This window comes from Pseudomonas sp. PvP089, assembly GCF_017875165.1.
Taxonomy (GTDB): domain Bacteria; phylum Pseudomonadota; class Gammaproteobacteria; order Pseudomonadales; family Pseudomonadaceae; genus Aquipseudomonas; species Aquipseudomonas fortuita.
Genome location: NZ_JAGGME010000001.1, coordinates 1423881 through 1438917, shown reverse-complemented (window position 1 = coordinate 1438917; position 15037 = coordinate 1423881). Strand labels below are relative to the sequence as shown.

The window sequence follows — 15037 nt, the reverse complement described above, 5'->3', positions numbered from 1 at the left end:
AGCCAAAAAGGTTTACAGGTGTTGCAGAATCAGCTCACCTGCGGCGCCTGCCAGGCCGGGCTGCCCAGGCTGCCCTGGCCGGCCATTGGCGCCAGCATCGGTGCTGTACACCAGGCAACCCTTGCTAGCCCCACCTTTACCCGCCTTGCCCGCCGCCCCGGGCTTGCCTGGGGCGCCACCCTCCAGGCGCACGACAACGCGCTCTTGCGCGAACCCCTGCGGCACGCTGAGGCGGATGCGCCCGCCCGGCGCACCATCGTGCCCGTTGCCGCCGTCATCGCCATTGGCACCACGGCTGGCCTGGCCCCAGGTGCAACCACCCGCCTGCCCGTTGCCACCATCAAGGCCCATATAACCCGGCGCCCCCGCGCCACCACGGGCATCGATCGCCACCCGCTCGGCATCCACTTCAGCCAGTTTCAGGTCCAGGCTGCGGCCTGGCCGAGCTGCCCGCTGATAACTACCCGCCGCTCCGGGGGCACTGAATTCACTGCCTTCACCCAACCTCGCACTACGCGCCTCGATGACCAGGGGGCTGTCGGAGGGTGCAATGGCGATACGCGCATCACGGCCCAGTTCCAGGTGATCGACCGTCAATTGCGCAAGCGAGGCTGGCAGCAGCAGGGTTGCCGCATCGGCGACACGCAGGTGCGTGAAATGCACGCTGGCCGACTTGTCGGGCAGGCGCAGCATGGAATTGGCGGCGACCTCCAGGCTTTCAGCCTGGGCCAAGGGAGCGGCCAACATGGCCAGCAACATCAAATTACGCATTTCGGGGCGCCTCCTGCGCACGGGGAATGGACATGACATGGAAGATACCCGTCAAGAGGATCTGCAAACGGTCGAACCAGCGGTGGCTGCGCCCACGCAAGCTGCCATTGAAGAACAGCACTTCGAGGAGGTGCAAGCTGAACAGGACGATGCCGGCGGCATTGATCAACAGATTGAAGGGCAAAGGTTGTGGCATCAATTGATTGAACAACACCACACCCCAGAAAGCGACCGTCAGGACCTTGCCCAGGCCCAGGATGAACTTCATACCCCGCCCCTATAAATTGTTGTTTTGTCGAGACAGCCCGTTCGAGCGGGCCATGCGACCAACATTAACTGCAATGCCAAGGCAGGCGCCAGCACCGCTCAGTTGAGGTGCAGCTCCACTCGTCGGTTGCGCGCGCGGCCCTCCTCGCTTTCGTTATCAGTGACAGGCTCGCTTTCTCCACGGCCCTGGCTGGTGACCTTGCCCGGTTCCAGGCCCTGGCTGATAAGGTACTCGGCAACGCTGCTGGCACGGCGCTCGGAAAGCGCCTGGTTGTAGCTGTCGGAACCCACGTTGTCGGTGTGTCCGATCACGCTCACCTTGGCGATGGTCGGTGAGTCGAGTTTCGCCACCAGGCCTTGCAGCCGTTGCTGCGCCGCCGAGGTCAGGTCGGCGGAATCGAAGGCAAACATCACCGCGCCGTTGTCATCGAGGATGATCACCTCCGGCGAGGGCTCAGGTACAGTGGCAGGCGGCGCTGCGGGGTACTCCTTCAGCGGGCAACCCATATGGTCGACTGCAGTGTTGGCGGGAGTATCGGGGCAATGATCGCGGCGGTCGAAAATGCCGTCGCCATCTTCGTCACCGTCCTGGGCGTAACAGATCAACCCCCCGGCAATGGCGCCCAGAGCGCCGCCACCTGCGGCCCAAGTGGAGCTTTCAATAGCGCCCAGGCCGCCCCCGACCAGGCCTCCCAGCAGGCTGCAGATGGGCCAGGTCCTTTGGTTGAGCGGCGCGCCACCATCGCTGTGGGTTGCACAGCCCGCGAGCAGGCTGGCAGCCACCAACAGCGGCAGCGCCGCCTTCGACGTCACACTCATGCTGAATGCTCCTGTGTCATTGGCCACGAACGGCTGACCGGCATGAAGACGCGCCCGTGCCACTGCTCAAGGCACGGGCGCACACCGTCTACCGCTGGATCTTGATTTCGGTACGGCGGTTCATGGCACGCCCCTCGGCCGTGGCATTGTCCGCCACCGGCTGGGTTTCACCAGCGCCGACCACCGAAACGAAGCTGCTGCGCGGTACACCGCTCTCGACCAGGTAATCGGTCACCGAGTGGGCCCGACGCTCGGACAGTTTCTGGTTGTAGCTATCGGAGCCAACGCTGTCGGTATGGCCGCTGACGCTCAGGCGGGCGGAGGGCGCTTCCTGCTTCAGGCGCGTGGCAATGGTGTTGAGGCGCTCTTTGTCACGGGCGGTCAGGCGTGCAGAATCGAACTCGAAGTGCACATCGCGGATGACGATGACCTCTTCCTTCTGCACCACCACTTCCTCCACCACTGCTACCGGCTCAGGCGGGCAGCCGTTGGCATCGACCTGCACACCACGGGGTGTGCCCGGGCACTTGTCACGGCTGTCCGGCACGCCGTCGCCATCCTCGTCACCATCGCCATGGGCCCAGCAATAGCCCGCCGCCAGGCCACCGCCCAACAACGCACCCCAGCCAGCCCAGCTGGAACTTTCAATAGCGCCCAATGCGGCGCCACCTACACCCCCGACGGCGGCACATTTCGGCCAGTCGGTTTTCTGCAAACCTGCACAACCAGTCAACACACTGGTGAGCAGTACCAGGGGTAACGCTGTGCGTACTATGCTCATTTCATTGCTTCTCCTAGGGGGAATCGGCATAAGGCCGATCTCTGGGAGTAAAGACCGGGCATTCGAACCCTGCCAGCAATAAGCCACGACATGGTCACAAGCCTCTTTGCCCGCACGCCGCAGCCCGCTAGTCTTGGACGACTTGAACGAGGATTGGCAATGACCGACGGTTTTTCCCAACGCACCCCGCAGCAGGCCCTCGCGGCCCTGCTCGAACGCTTCACCCCACAACGCCTGCTGCTGGTCGGCACGCGCTTTCCGGCGCTGGATGCCTTCGCCCAGGCGCACCCCCAGGTGACTATTGCCACTGCAGCCCCGGGCCCGCTGCCGGCCGAACTGGCGGCACAACGCTTTGACCTGGCGGTGCTGGTGGACTGCCTGGAACACCTCCCCAAGCGCACCGGCCTGGAACTCCTCGGCGGCATTCGCAACCTCAATGCCAGCCGGGTCGCGGTGCTGACCGACCTGACCGCCTGCGGCTGGCAAGATACTGACTTCTTTGCCCTGGCCCTGTCGGCCAGCGAGAAATTCCGCCGTGACCAGCAGGTATTGAGCCTGTTCACCTATGATCTACATGACTACAAGCAGGTCCCGGACTGGCTCAACGCCCGGTTCTGGGCCAATCCTGAAAACTTCGGCAAGTACTGGTGGTGATGATGAGTGTCTCGGTCTGCCCTTGCGGCAGTGGCAACCTGCTCGACGCCTGTTGCGGGCATTACCATGCCGGCACCCCGGCACCCGATGCCCAGGCGCTGATGCGCTCACGCTACAGTGCCTACGTGCTGGGCCTGGTCGACTACCTGGTCGCCACCACCCTGCCGGCCCAGCAAGCCGACCTGGACAAAGCCGCCATGGCTGCCTGGAGCGCCCAGAGCACCTGGCTGGGGCTGGAGGTGGAAGGCGCCGAAGTGCTGGGCGGCCAGCCGGAGCACGGGTTTGTCACCTTCACCGCACGCTGGCACGACCAGGATGGCGATCACCAGCACCGTGAACGTTCGGCGTTCGTACAGCATGCCGGGCGCTGGTACTTCATCGACCCTACGGTCGGGCTGAAGGCCGGGCGTAACGACCCTTGCCCTTGCGCCAGCGGGCAGAAGTTCAAGAAATGCTGCGCCAGTTACGTGGGGAGCTGACCATGATGACCCGCGCCCGTCTGCTAATGCCCTGCACCCTGATGGCATGCCTGGCGTTGCTGGCGGGCTGCGCCAGTTGGGGGGGTGACGACTGGCGCGAACCCGAAGTGCACCTGATCGAGGTCGAAACGGTCAAGGCCAGGTTGCTGGAGCAAGAGTTCGTGCTGCACGTGCGGGTCGACAACCCCAATGACAGCCGCCTGTTCATCCGCAACCTGTCGTATGCAATACGCCTCAACGACCTGCTGCTGGTACAGGATGAAGCCAGCGTATGGCGCAGCGTGGGCGGGCACGCCCGACGCACCTTCAAGATTACCGCGCGAACCAACCTGTGGCAGCACCTCAAGCCACTGGCCAAGCTGCTCAGAAGCAAGCAGCCGCTGCATTACACCCTGCAGGGCGAGCTGGCGACCGGGCTGCTCATCCATCGGGACCTGCACTTATCGCGCAGTGGTGAGATAATCCCCGGCGATCACATCCCGGAGTAACCCTGCAATGTCCCAACAACCTCACGTTCATGGCCCTGACTGCAACCACGACCATGATCATGACCACCACCACGATCATGGCCATGTACACGGCCCGCACTGCAACCACGGCCACCAGGAGCCGGTACGCAACGCCCTGAAGGACGTTGGCCGTAACGACCCTTGCCCTTGCGGTAGCGAGAAAAAGTTCAAGAAGTGCCACGGCGCCTGATCGACTGGCTCGATTAAAAACCTGCTACGCGGCCTTTCGCCGGGTCGCCCCCAGCAAGTCCTGGTACCAGAGCCCCGCGTCATAGGCGATGGTGACCAGGGTGGTCGCGGCATACCGCGGGTGCTGTGCCATGCGCTGGGCAACAGCGAGGCAGGCTGCGGCGGTATTCCCCACGAAAATGCCACTTTGCATGTAGAACCAGCGCTGTGCGGCCAGCATTTCGGCGTGCTGCACCTGAGCCCGTTCGTCCACCAGCGACCAGTCCATGAAGGGTGGGCAAACACCCACCGCCATGCCTTCAAAGCGATGGTCGGTGAACACGCCCGCCCTTGAATCACAACCGCTGGGGTCGACCAACACCGTCGAAACGTCAAAACCGTGGTCCTTCAGCCCCAGGGTAATACCTGTAAAACTTGCACCAGTGCCGGCGCAGCCGACAAACAGGATTTCCCGCCCAGCCCCGACGTTGGTCAATTGCACGGCCAGTTCGCTGGCCGTCTGGTAACGATGGGCTTCAATGCCCACCGGGTTGTTGAATTGATCGGTATAGAAATAGGACTTGCCCAGCGCGACCTGGTTATCCAGGTGATGCATCACGACATCCTTGGGCGTGGCACCGGCCACCAGCATTTCCTTGCCGATCAGCCTGGCACCAAAACACTCCAGCAAGTCCCGTTTGGTCTGGCTGAAGCCAAGCCCTACCGCCAGCTCCACGGCAACCTGGTATTTGTGGCAGGCCGCCAGCAAGCCGAAACCGAAACTGCCACCGGTTTTTTCGATGACTGTCGTCACACCTGGGATGATGTCGCCATTGCGCAAGGCATGTTCCACGATGAGCCGGGCTGCCCGGTACTTGTGGCTACCGCCTGGGTTGTTCATTTCCAGTTTGGTGTAGATGCGTTCGCTGACGCTGATGAGTTCGCTCATTTGCGGCTACCTTCCATGGAAGTGTGCAGGCAGGCCTTGTTCTGCAGCAGGCCAGCAGTGGCGAAAAGCAAACCGATGCAAAGGGCCATGCAGATGGCGTTGGTGCCATCCCAGCCAACCGTGCTCAGCAACAGTGAAGGGCTGAAGGCACCGACGGTTGCCAATATGGCAATGGCCAAGTCGTTCTTGCCCTGCATCTGCATCGCTGCCGGGCTGTTCTGCAGCGCCTGGGCCAGCAATGCACCGCCGCCCACATAGGTCAGGTTCCAGCCCAGCCCGAGGGCAATCAGCGCCAGGGTCATCATGGCGTAGCTGTGGGACCAGATATTCAGCGCCGAGCATCCGATCAACAGGGCCAAACCGGCACAGATGGTGGTCTTGATGCCCAGCTTCTGGATGATTGCGCCGGTGAAAAACGACGGTGCAAACATGGCTACCACATGCCACTGGATTGCCAGGCGCACGTCAGAGAAGTCCTCATGCATGTGTTTCATGTGCATCGATGCCTGAATCATGAGCAGGTTCATGATCCCGTAGCTCAGTGCCGCCACCGCCATGGCAACTTTCACGGCCGGGCTGAACGGTTCGGCGCGGGGAGTGGCCGATTTTTCCGCGTGCTGACGAGCCTTGGCGGTGCCGGCATCGTTGGGCAGGCAAACGGCAATCATCAGCGAAATCACCGCCAGGCCAACAAACGAGGCATAACACAGCGAAAACAGCGGGTACCCGCCAACGTCCCTGAGCCATTCGGTCAGTGTCGGCCCCACCACTGCGGCAATCACGCCCCCCGCCACAACCAGTGAAAGGGCTTTGGGCTTGAGGCTCTGGGCCAGATTGTCAGTGGCCGCGAAGCGGTTGAAGTTGGCAAAGGCGATATACACGCCCAACGCCGAATGGCTCAACACCAGCAGCTGGAACTGCTGGTACTCCACAGCCAGATAACCGCTGATACCAGAAGCCGCCAAAGGGATCGCCCCCAGCATGAAGGCCTTCTTGCGACCGATACGGCTCATCAACCTGGAGACGGGGTAGGTCGCCAGCATCAGGCACAGGAACTGGAACCCGTAGGGCACGGTGGACCACGCAGCAGCGGGTGCCAAGGCCGCACCGACAATGGCGGCCATGGTCACGGACATGACGGCGGTCGTCAGGTTGATCGACTGTGCGCTGAAGTACAGGTAGGTCCGCCGCGGGAGTGTGCTGTTCATAGTGCAGGCTCGTGATAGGTGGACAGATCGATTTCGGCATCCGGGAACACACAGATCAGCCGCTCTTTGCCCTTGCCCAGGCGTTTGCGCCGCACGGATAGGCGCCCGATGCGACCAGGCGACTCAAGGTGTGTGCCGCCACACGGGATTTCGATGCCGTTGTAGGTCCACAACCGCGCGTCTTCCAGGCCCTGCACCGCGTAGTGCTCGATGGGCGCATTGCAGGCGATCAGCTCATTTGCACGCCGCTCTATCTCAACCACGTCTTCGGCAGTGAAAGCGTCCTCAACCAGAAAATCGAACCGCGCAGAGTCTTCCTTGATGTGGCAGCCGATGGTCCACTGTTTCAATTCTTCTCGCAGGCTGATCGCCGCGGCATACAGGAAGTGACTGGCACTGTGAGACAGCGTCAACCGTTCGCGCCGTTCAGTATCGATAGTGACGCGGGCCGGCATGCCAACGGTGACTTCGTCCAGCAGATGCAAGTCATCAGGGTGCAGGCTGTGAATAATGATGCCGCCCAGTTTTCCGCCCTTGAAACCTTCCAGGCGAATAGGGCTGCCATAGAGTTTTTTTACCCAGACAAAGCGCACGGTACCGATCGGTAGTTCAATGGTGCCGACGTCTGCCTCCTGGCCACCACCTTCTGGATAGGCCACGGTACTTTGCAACTCGATACCGTCACTGTGCACCCGCGTTACTTGCGTACTTGCGCCCGCCAGATACTGGTCTTTGTAATACAGCTTCTCAGTATTGCGTAACACTTCATAGTTCAGAGCGTTCATGATTCCAGTACCACCTGCAATGATGTTTTAACCTGCACCCGGGCAGCCGCAGGTACGTCTTTTGTAACAATGCAGCCAGGCCCTATAAAGGCGCCGTCACCCACATGGATAGCGCCGAGTACACTGGCGAAAGCGCCGATCTGGACCCGGTTGCCGAGGGTTGGATGGCGAGGGCTCGAAGGGTTGTCGCTGATGCCGCGAGCGCCCAGCGTGACGCCGCCCAGCACGTAGCAATCGTCACCAATGGTCGAGGTTTCACCAATGACGGTGCCCATGCCGTGATCGATGATGAAACGCGCACCGATACGGCTGCGGAAATGGATTTCCGCACCCGAGAGCATTTTCCCGCGCCTGGAGATCATCGCGGCCAGGCATTGGCCACCAGCGCCGTAGGTAGAAGCAGTATTGTTATATATCCAATGGGCAAGCCGATAATGCAGAACTGCAGAATAAGAGGTATAGGTCCTTGCAATGAACACCAGGTCACGGCCAGCAGCCGGGTCTTTCTGGGCAAAGGCCTGTAAATCGGCATGCGCCTGTTCTGAAACACTTTCAATCACTGATGTTTGAACAAGTGCCTCGAACTCATCGATTGAGCAGCACTCCAATAACGCCGAGGTCACAAGGTTTTTCACAACTTTGAATGAGGCCAGTTCGTCAGGCACAGGAAGCCTGGCAATGACGGCTGATTGCATGTCCATAATCTGCATGGGCTTGATATCCAGTTATCTGGTCTGCACAGACGTTAAAAGTGCCGCCGTTGCTGGCAGCCGAAAGTTCCGACAAGGGGATAGTGGCATGTACTGGCCATTAGCAAACGAACAGTCGACAAGCATTTCCGTTAACTGTTAGGCTTTTTTTTCTAACGGCTTCGGACCTGCCATGAACCCCTGCAGCCTTCATCACCTGTTAAAACAACGCCTGGATGCAGGCGAATGGTTGCCCGGGCAACGCATGCCCTCCATTCGCAAGCTGACAGCAGCGGTCGACTTCAGTTACCACGACGTGGTATCGGCCTATGCCCAGCTGGTCAGCGAAGGTGTATTGACGGCCTCGCCCGGCCGCGGTTACTTCGTCGCAAACCGCACCCGGCAAACCAGCGTGATCCACGAGCCCGAGTGCATGGCCGGAGACCCGCTGTTCCGTCTGCTGCAAGGCGGCCAGCACTACACCAAACTGGGCAGCGGTTGGTTGCCCCCCGCATGGCGGGACACCGAACTGCTGGCCAAGGCGATTCGGCGCACGGCGCGGCTGGAGCAAAGTTCGCTGGCAGAATATGGCGATATCCAGGGTTACCTGCCCATGCGCAAACAGCTGTGTGTGCACATGAAACGGCTGACCCGTGTCGAAGCCCGCCCCAACCAGTTGCTGACGACGCTAGGCGCTACCCAAGGCCTGGACCTGGTCGCCCGCTTGCTGATCAAGCCAGGCGACCACGTTTTCGTCGATGAGCCGGGCAACGGCAACCTGATCAAGCTGATCCAGCTGGCGGGCGGGCACGTTGTCGGCATTCGGCGGACCCAGGACGGGCCGGACGTGGAGGAAATGAGAAGCCACCTGGCCAGGCACAAGGTCAAGGCGTTTTTCTGCAACAGCACCTTCCACAACCCCACCGGCAGCAACATCAGCCCGCACAACGCCTTCAGCGTGCTGCGCCTGGCAGTGGAGCACGAGTTCTACGTGGTCGAGGATGATGTATATGGCGACTTCAGCCCTGCCGTGCGCCAGACATTCGCCGAACTGGACAACCTTGACCGGGTCATCTACATCGGCAGTTTTTCCAAATGCCTGTCCGCCTCGTTACGCGTGGGCTTCATCGCCTGCTCGCAAGACCTGATAGAACCCCTCACCCGCCTGAAACTGCTGACCTGCGTAGCCGTGCCTGCGTTTTGCGAGCGATTCGTCAACACCATATTGTCGGATGGCACCTATGCCCGGCATATGAAGGATGTGCAGCAGCGCCTGATACGGCAACAAGTTCAGACCCAACGCTTGTTGCTTGAGCGCGGTTGGCAGTTCGAGATCGCGCCGCAAGGGGGCATGTTCCTCTGGGTCTATCACCCGGACCTGCCAGACCTGCAACCTCTGGTACGCAAACTGGAGCAGAACAAGATCCTGCTGATGCCCGGCTCTGCGTTCGCGGTCACCCGTGACTACCGGCGCTATGCGCGCATCAACTGCACGCATTTTTCCGACACGCTGGCAGACCACTTCAACGTTTGAGCCTGCGCAGGTAAATAAACCGACATAGGACCTTGCATGGCGCCTGCGCGCTTACTACCTTAGCGCCTTTCGAAACCCGCCTCGCCTTGCAGGAGCCCTTGTCATGGCCGCCCCCGCCTTTCCTCCCTTACGCCTGCGGTTTGCAACCGCCGCAACGCTGCTCGGTATGCTCGGGCTGGCCGGCTGCCAGACGGGCGGCCACCAGGACAGCGTGCCACCGACCAGCGGCGTGCAGCCACTCAAGGGCCTGGCGCAAAACGTCTCGGTGCGCCGCAACGCCATGGGCGCGCCGCTGATCGAAAGCAGCAGCTTCCATGATGCGCTGTTCAGTCTGGGCTATGTGCACGCCGGCGACCGCATCGAACAGATGGTTGCCATGCGCCTGCTCGCCCAGGGTCGCCTGGCCGAACTGGCCGGCAGCGACGCGCTGGACATCGACCGCCTGATGCGCGCTGCCAACCTCAAGCAGAGCGCCGCCCAGCAATACGCCGACGCATCGCCACGGTTCAAGCGCTTCTTCGAAGTTTATGCACGCGGGGTCAACGCCTACCTGTTCCGCTACCGCGACAAGTTGCCGGCCGGTCTGGCCAACAGTGGCTATCGCCCCGAATACTGGAAGCCTGAGGACTCGGCGCTGATCTTCTGCCTGTACGCGTTCAGCCAGTCGGTGAACCTGCAGGAAGAACTGAGCGCCCTGACCCTGGCAGAGAAGGCCGGCAGTGACAAACTGGCCTGGCTGCTGCCCGGCGCCCCGGATGAGCCACTGGCTCAAGGCGAAGTGGACAAGCTCAAGGGCCTGAACCTGGCCAGCCAGCTGCCGGGCCTTCACGCACTGGCGGCCGCCAGCCAGAAACTGGCCGACCTTGGCCTGCTCGGCAGCCCGGGCTCGGCCAACCTGGCGCTGGGGCCGCAGCGCAGCCGCAGTGGCAAGAGCCTGCTGGCCAGCGACAGCCGTGCCGCCTGGGCCCTGAGCCCGGTGCAAATCCACACTGGCAAGTACCAGGTCGCCGGCCTGTCGTTACCCGGCCTGCCAATCGTGCTGGCCGGCTACAACGGCAAGCTGGCCTGGAGCAGCAGCGCCGTGATGGCCGACAACCAGGACTTGTACCTGGAGCAACTGCGACGTCAGGGCAACCAGCTGAGTTACCTGGCCGATGGCAAATGGCTGCCGGCCCGCGCCCGTAGCGAAACCTTCTTTGTCCGTGGCCAGCGCCCGCTGCGCGAGGTGATGTACGACACCCGCCACGGCACCCTGCTGGCCCAACCCGACAACGCCGGCCTGGGCCTGGCGCTGAACCTGCCGCAGTTCAAGGGCGACCGCAGCCTGGATGCGCTGTTTGACCTGACCCGGGCCAAGAACGTGGAGCGCGCCTTCGACAGTACCCGTGAAGTGACTGCTGCTGCCCTCAATTTCGTCTTCGCCGAACCTGAACACATCGGCTGGCAGGTCAGCGGCCGCTACCCCAATCGCCGTGAAGGCCAGGGCCTGCTGCCCTCGCCCGGCTGGGACGGGCGCTATGACTGGGACGGCTATGCCGACCCGATGCTGCACCCCTACGACCAGGACCCACCTGCCGGCTGGATCGGCCACGCCAACCAGCGCAGCCTGCCGCGAGGCTATGGCATGCAGCTGTCCAGCACCTGGTATTACCCGGAACGCGCTGAGCGCCTGGCCCAGCTGGCCGGCAATGGCCGCCACGACAGCCGCAGCCTGATGGCAATGCAGAACGACCAGGTGACCCTGCTGGCCGGCAAGCTCAAGCAGATGTTCGATGCCCCCGGCATGGCCCAGCCACTGAAGCAGGCGATCGATGCGCTGCCCGCCGCCCAGCGCGACAAGGCCAAAGGTGCGCTGGCCCGGCTCAAGGCGTTCGACGGCCGTCTGAGCACGGTGTCGGCTGATGCAGCGCTGTATGAGCTGTTCCTTCAGGAAGTGGCACGACAGACGTTCCTCGACGACCTTGGCCCGGAGTCCGGCCCGGCCTGGCAGGCCTTCGTCAACAATGCACGGTTGTCCTTCTCGGCGCAGGCCGATCACTTGCTCGGTCGCGATGACAGCCCGTTCTGGGATGACCGCAGCACCCCGCAGAAAGAAGACAAGCCCACCATCCTCGCCCGCAGCCTGGCTGGCGCGGTGGATGCCGGCACCGCACAACTGGGCGCAGACCGCCGCGCCTGGCAGTGGGGCAAGCTGCACCAATACCGCTGGCCGGCACCGGCCTATCATGGTTTGGGCGATGCCACCAGCCGTTCGCCGCTGGCGGCAGGCGGCGACCTCACTACCCTGGCCCTCACGCCGTACGCCTGGGGCAGCGACTTCGACACCCGCCTGCCGGCCTCGGCGCGGATGATCGTCGACTTCGGCCAGGCCGAACCTTTGCAGGTGCTGACCAGCAGCGGGCAGTCGGGCAACCCGGCCAGCGCACATTACAGTGACGGGCTGGATGCGTGGTTCAAAGGGCGCTTCATGAACCTGCCGCTACAGCCGCAGAATTTTGGCAGGGCATATGGCAACCCGCGGCTCACGTTGGTGCCCGGCAAATAAACGCCATCGCCTTTTTCGGGGCTGCTTGGCAGCCCCAACCATTCTCGGTCGAACTTCCTCTCTCCAGCATGGCTCCTAACTGGTAACTCCAAACCGGCGCCCATGCCATGGACCTCGTCATCGCCCGCCCCGAAGGCCTCTACTGCCCGCCCGGTGATTTCTACATAGACCCTTGGCGGCCCGTGGACCGCGCCGTGATCACCCATGGCCACGGTGACCATGCACGCACCGGCAATGGCCATTATCTGACCGCCAGCCCCGGCGCCGGCATCCTGCGTAGCCGCCTGGGCCAAGACATCAACTTGCAGACCCTGCCTTACGGCGAGCGCCTGGTACACCATGGCGTGACCCTGAGCCTGCACCCGGCCGGCCATGTGCTGGGCTCGGCGCAGGTGCGCCTGGAGCATCAGGGCCAAGTCTGGGTCGCCTCAGGTGACTATAAGGTTGAGCCCGATGCCACCTGTACACCCTTCGAACCGGTGCCGTGCCACACCTTCATCACCGAATCCACTTTTGGCCTGCCAATCTACCGCTGGCCCAGCCAGGCCGACATCTTCGCCGGCATCAATGCCTGGTGGCGGGCCAACAGCGAACAGGGCAAGGCCAGCGTGCTGTTTTGCTATGCCTTCGGCAAGGCCCAGCGAATTCTGCATGGGCTGGACCCCAGCCTCGGCCCGATCCTCGTTCATGGCGCCGTCGAACCCCTCAACCGGGTATACCGGGACGCCGGCGTACACCTGCCAGAAACGCGCTATGCCGGCGATATACCGCGCAACGACCCTTTGCTGCGCCAGGCGCTGGTCCTGGCGCCCCCCTCGGCCAGCGGCAGCAGCTGGATGCGCCGCTTCGGCGACTACAGCGATGCGTTCGCCAGTGGCTGGATGCTGCTGCGCGGCACCCGCCGGCGCCGCGGCGTAGACCGGGGCTTCGTGCTCTCGGACCATGCCGACTGGCCCGGCCTGCTGTGGGCCATCGGCCAGACGGGCGCCGAACGGGTGATGGTCACCCACGGCTCGGTCAACGTGCTGGTGCGCTACCTCAACGAGCAAGGCCTTGATGCCCGCGCCTTCGCCACCGAATACGGCGACGAGGACGACGTTATCACTACCGAACCCACACTATGAAAGCCTTCGCCACGTTGTACCTGCGCCTGGATGCGACCACTTCCAGCAACGCCAAGCTAGAGGCGCTGCGCGAGTATTTCGCCAGTGCTCCCGCCGCAGATGCGGCCTGGGCCGTGTACTTTCTGGCCGGCGGACGCCCACGCCAGCTGGTGCCCACTCGCCTGTTGCGCGAACAGGCAATGGCCAGGGCCGGGTTACCGGACTGGCTCTTCGAAGAAAGTTATCAGGCAGTGGGTGACCTGGCCGAAACCATTTCGCTGTTGTTGCCCATCCACGCCGAGGGCAGCGATGAAGGCCTTGCCACCTGGGTGGAGCAGTACTTGCTGCCCCTGCGCGGGCTACCACCAGAGCAGGCTCAACGGCGCCTGCAGCCGCTGTGGGCGCAGCTGGACCGCCCCAGCCTGATGCTGTGCCTGAAACTGATCACTGGCAGTTTTCGCGTAGGCGTGTCCAAGCTGCTGGTCACCCGTGCCCTGGCGCAACTGGCCGGGCTGGACGCCAAACGCGTCGCCCAGCGGATGGTCGGCTACACCGATATCAGCCACCGCCCCACGCCCGCCAGCTATGAAAAGCTGATTGCCGCCGAGTCGGCCGATGAACACAGCCAGCGCGGCGGCCTGCCCTACCCGTTCTTCCTGGCGCACCCGCTGCAAGCGCCAACCGAACAGTTCGACGTACTGCTCGGGCCACCTAGCGCCTGGCAAATCGAGTGGAAATGGGACGGTATCCGCGCCCAAGTGGTCAAACGAGAAGGCCAGCTGTGGGTCTGGTCGCGTGGTGAGGAGCTGGTCACCGATCGCTTCCCCGAGCTGCACAGCCTGGCGCAGACGTTACCCGACGGCGTCGTGCTGGATGGTGAAATCCTGGTATGGAAGCCAGGCGATACCCCCGCTGAACTGGCGGTACAGCCCTTTGCTTTGCTACAGCAGCGCATCGGCCGCAAGACGCTGGGCAAGAAATTGCTGAGCGATGCACCGGTGGTACTGCAAGCCTACGACCTGCTGGAGTGGCAAGGCGAGGACTGGCGCAACCGGCCGCAGCACGAACGCCGCCGGCAGCTGGAACAGTTGGTACAAGACCACCCACTGGCCCCGGTGCTGCTTTCGCCCCTGCTCGAAGGCCCCGACTGGGCTGACCTCGCCCGCCAGCGCGAGCAATCACGCAGCCTGGGTGTCGAGGGCCTGATGCTCAAGCAGCGTGAAGCCCTGTACGGCGTGGGGCGCACCAAGGACATGGGCACCTGGTGGAAGTGGAAGATCGACCCGTTCAGCGTCGATGCCGTGCTGATCTACGCCCAGCGCGGCCACGGCCGGCGGGCCAGCCTGTACAGCGACTATACCTTTGCCGTGTGGGATGCACCGGCCGGCACATCGGGCCGCGCACTGGTGCCCTTTGCCAAGGCCTACTCCGGCCTCAGTGACGAAGAAATGCGCAAGGTCGACGCCATTATTCGCAAGACCACGGTGGAAACCTTCGGCCCGGTGCGCAGCGTGACGCCGACGCTGGTGTTCGAACTGGGCTTTGAAGGCATCGCTTTATCGAAGCGTCACAAAAGCGGCATCGCCGTGCGCTTTCCACGCATGCTGCGTTGGCGGCTGGACAAGCCGGTGGAAGAGGCGGATGACCTGGCAACCTTGCAGGCATTGCTGGCCTGAGGCAATTCTGGCCCGCGAAGAAGCCAGCGCGATCAACGGAGCGAAAGCGATGCAGGCGCAAGGCCAAAAATTATGCTTCTATCTTTGAGCCGACCCGTGT

At 62.8% G+C, this 15037-nt stretch carries 16 protein-coding genes; 8 read left to right on the top strand and 8 right to left on the bottom strand.

Translation table 11 applies throughout. The features are described from left to right. Positions 1-12: 12 nt before the first annotated feature. The 4 genes from J3A71_RS06575 to J3A71_RS06560 form a co-directional block, all read right to left on the bottom strand. Positions 13-771, bottom strand: coding sequence for a hypothetical protein (locus J3A71_RS06575; RefSeq protein WP_096426686.1), 759 nt, complete (start codon positions 769-771; stop codon positions 13-15). Beyond that, entirely contained in the window at positions 764-1039 is a 276-nt protein-coding gene (locus J3A71_RS06570) for a DUF1145 domain-containing protein (RefSeq protein WP_016488739.1), read from the bottom strand. The genes J3A71_RS06575 and J3A71_RS06570 overlap by 8 nt, the downstream gene beginning before the upstream one ends. Positions 1040-1137: 98 nt before the next feature. Further along, positions 1138-1857 carry an OmpA family protein gene (locus J3A71_RS06565; protein ID WP_016488740.1) on the bottom strand — a complete coding sequence of 240 codons (720 nt, stop codon included), beginning with the start codon at positions 1855-1857 and terminating at the stop codon, positions 1138-1140. A gap of 88 nt (positions 1858-1945) precedes the next feature. Beyond that, entirely contained in the window at positions 1946-2638 is a 693-nt protein-coding gene (locus J3A71_RS06560; protein WP_016488741.1) for an OmpA family protein, read from the bottom strand. Between the two features lie 159 nt (positions 2639-2797). Here J3A71_RS06560 and J3A71_RS06555 point away from each other — a divergent pair, with 159 nt between their 5' ends. The 4 genes from J3A71_RS06555 to J3A71_RS06540 are packed head-to-tail and all read left to right on the top strand — an operon-like array spanning position 2798 to position 4470. After that, positions 2798-3292: a DUF6231 family protein gene (locus tag J3A71_RS06555; protein WP_024717443.1), complete on the top strand. Its 495-nt coding sequence runs from the start codon at positions 2798-2800 to the stop codon at positions 3290-3292. A 2-nt stretch (positions 3293-3294) separates the two neighbouring features. Next, on the top strand, positions 3295-3771 hold the full coding sequence (locus J3A71_RS06550; RefSeq protein ID WP_016488750.1) for a YchJ family protein: 477 nt from the start codon (positions 3295-3297) through the stop codon (positions 3769-3771). A gap of 2 nt (positions 3772-3773) precedes the next feature. Beyond that, on the top strand, positions 3774-4259 hold the full coding sequence (locus J3A71_RS06545) for an LEA type 2 family protein (RefSeq protein ID WP_031312595.1): 486 nt from the start codon (positions 3774-3776) through the stop codon (positions 4257-4259). Positions 4260-4266: 7 nt separating this feature from the next. After that, a complete protein-coding gene (locus tag J3A71_RS06540; protein WP_019471879.1) occupies positions 4267-4470 on the top strand; it encodes an SEC-C metal-binding domain-containing protein in 204 nt (67 codons plus the stop codon). A 24-nt stretch (positions 4471-4494) separates the two neighbouring features. Here the strand turns inward: J3A71_RS06540 and J3A71_RS06535 are convergent, their stop codons facing one another. Genes J3A71_RS06535 through J3A71_RS06520 form a run of 4 tightly spaced genes read right to left on the bottom strand, consistent with a single transcriptional unit; the run spans position 4495 to position 8100 of the window. Further along, the gene (locus J3A71_RS06535; protein WP_016488753.1) at positions 4495-5397 is read right to left on the bottom strand and encodes a pyridoxal-phosphate dependent enzyme; all 903 of its coding nucleotides are present in this window, start codon (positions 5395-5397) and stop codon (positions 4495-4497) included. Next, positions 5394-6605: an MFS transporter gene (locus tag J3A71_RS06530; RefSeq protein ID WP_016488754.1), complete on the bottom strand. Its 1212-nt coding sequence runs from the start codon at positions 6603-6605 to the stop codon at positions 5394-5396. The genes J3A71_RS06535 and J3A71_RS06530 overlap by 4 nt, the downstream gene beginning before the upstream one ends. Continuing rightward, complete coding sequence (locus tag J3A71_RS06525) at positions 6602-7390, bottom strand: alanyl-tRNA editing protein (protein WP_016488755.1); 789 nt, start codon at positions 7388-7390, stop codon at positions 6602-6604. The genes J3A71_RS06530 and J3A71_RS06525 overlap by 4 nt, the downstream gene beginning before the upstream one ends. After that, a complete protein-coding gene (locus J3A71_RS06520) occupies positions 7387-8100 on the bottom strand; it encodes a serine O-acetyltransferase (RefSeq protein WP_023049356.1) in 714 nt (237 codons plus the stop codon). The genes J3A71_RS06525 and J3A71_RS06520 overlap by 4 nt, the downstream gene beginning before the upstream one ends. A 172-nt stretch (positions 8101-8272) precedes the next feature. On the opposite strand from J3A71_RS06520, the gene J3A71_RS06515 reads away from it, so the two are divergent. From J3A71_RS06515 to J3A71_RS06500, 4 genes are all read left to right on the top strand, one after another. After that, the gene (locus tag J3A71_RS06515) at positions 8273-9613 is read left to right on the top strand and encodes a PLP-dependent aminotransferase family protein (protein ID WP_016488757.1); all 1341 of its coding nucleotides are present in this window, start codon (positions 8273-8275) and stop codon (positions 9611-9613) included. 103 nt (positions 9614-9716) lie between these two features. After that, positions 9717-12158, top strand: coding sequence for a penicillin acylase family protein (locus J3A71_RS06510; RefSeq protein WP_209952719.1), 2442 nt, complete (start codon positions 9717-9719; stop codon positions 12156-12158). A 107-nt stretch (positions 12159-12265) separates the two neighbouring features. Then, positions 12266-13282, top strand: a complete 1017-nt coding sequence (locus tag J3A71_RS06505; protein WP_016488759.1) for a ligase-associated DNA damage response exonuclease — start codon at positions 12266-12268, stop codon at positions 13280-13282. After that, positions 13279-14937, top strand: a complete 1659-nt coding sequence (locus J3A71_RS06500; protein WP_096426688.1) for an ATP-dependent DNA ligase — start codon at positions 13279-13281, stop codon at positions 14935-14937. Before J3A71_RS06505 ends, J3A71_RS06500 begins: the two co-directional genes overlap by 4 nt. The last annotated feature ends 100 nt before the right edge of the window (positions 14938-15037 follow it).

Coding starts and splice junctions, on each gene's coding strand:
- J3A71_RS06575 (WP_096426686.1), bottom strand. CDS start 771: ATGCGTAATTTGATGTTGCTGGCCATGTTGGCCGCTCCCTTGGCCCAG.
- J3A71_RS06570 (WP_016488739.1), bottom strand. CDS start 1,039: ATGAAGTTCATCCTGGGCCTGGGCAAGGTCCTGACGGTCGCTTTCTGG.
- J3A71_RS06565 (WP_016488740.1), bottom strand. CDS start 1,857: ATGAGTGTGACGTCGAAGGCGGCGCTGCCGCTGTTGGTGGCTGCCAGC.
- J3A71_RS06560 (WP_016488741.1), bottom strand. CDS start 2,638: ATGAGCATAGTACGCACAGCGTTACCCCTGGTACTGCTCACCAGTGTG.
- J3A71_RS06555 (WP_024717443.1), top strand. CDS start 2,798: ATGACCGACGGTTTTTCCCAACGCACCCCGCAGCAGGCCCTCGCGGCC.
- J3A71_RS06550 (WP_016488750.1), top strand. CDS start 3,295: ATGAGTGTCTCGGTCTGCCCTTGCGGCAGTGGCAACCTGCTCGACGCC.
- J3A71_RS06545 (WP_031312595.1), top strand. CDS start 3,774: ATGATGACCCGCGCCCGTCTGCTAATGCCCTGCACCCTGATGGCATGC.
- J3A71_RS06540 (WP_019471879.1), top strand. CDS start 4,267: ATGTCCCAACAACCTCACGTTCATGGCCCTGACTGCAACCACGACCAT.
- J3A71_RS06535 (WP_016488753.1), bottom strand. CDS start 5,397: ATGAGCGAACTCATCAGCGTCAGCGAACGCATCTACACCAAACTGGAA.
- J3A71_RS06530 (WP_016488754.1), bottom strand. CDS start 6,605: ATGAACAGCACACTCCCGCGGCGGACCTACCTGTACTTCAGCGCACAG.
- J3A71_RS06525 (WP_016488755.1), bottom strand. CDS start 7,390: ATGAACGCTCTGAACTATGAAGTGTTACGCAATACTGAGAAGCTGTAT.
- J3A71_RS06520 (WP_023049356.1), bottom strand. CDS start 8,100: ATGCAGATTATGGACATGCAATCAGCCGTCATTGCCAGGCTTCCTGTG.
- J3A71_RS06515 (WP_016488757.1), top strand. CDS start 8,273: ATGAACCCCTGCAGCCTTCATCACCTGTTAAAACAACGCCTGGATGCA.
- J3A71_RS06510 (WP_209952719.1), top strand. CDS start 9,717: ATGGCCGCCCCCGCCTTTCCTCCCTTACGCCTGCGGTTTGCAACCGCC.
- J3A71_RS06505 (WP_016488759.1), top strand. CDS start 12,266: ATGGACCTCGTCATCGCCCGCCCCGAAGGCCTCTACTGCCCGCCCGGT.
- J3A71_RS06500 (WP_096426688.1), top strand. CDS start 13,279: ATGAAAGCCTTCGCCACGTTGTACCTGCGCCTGGATGCGACCACTTCC.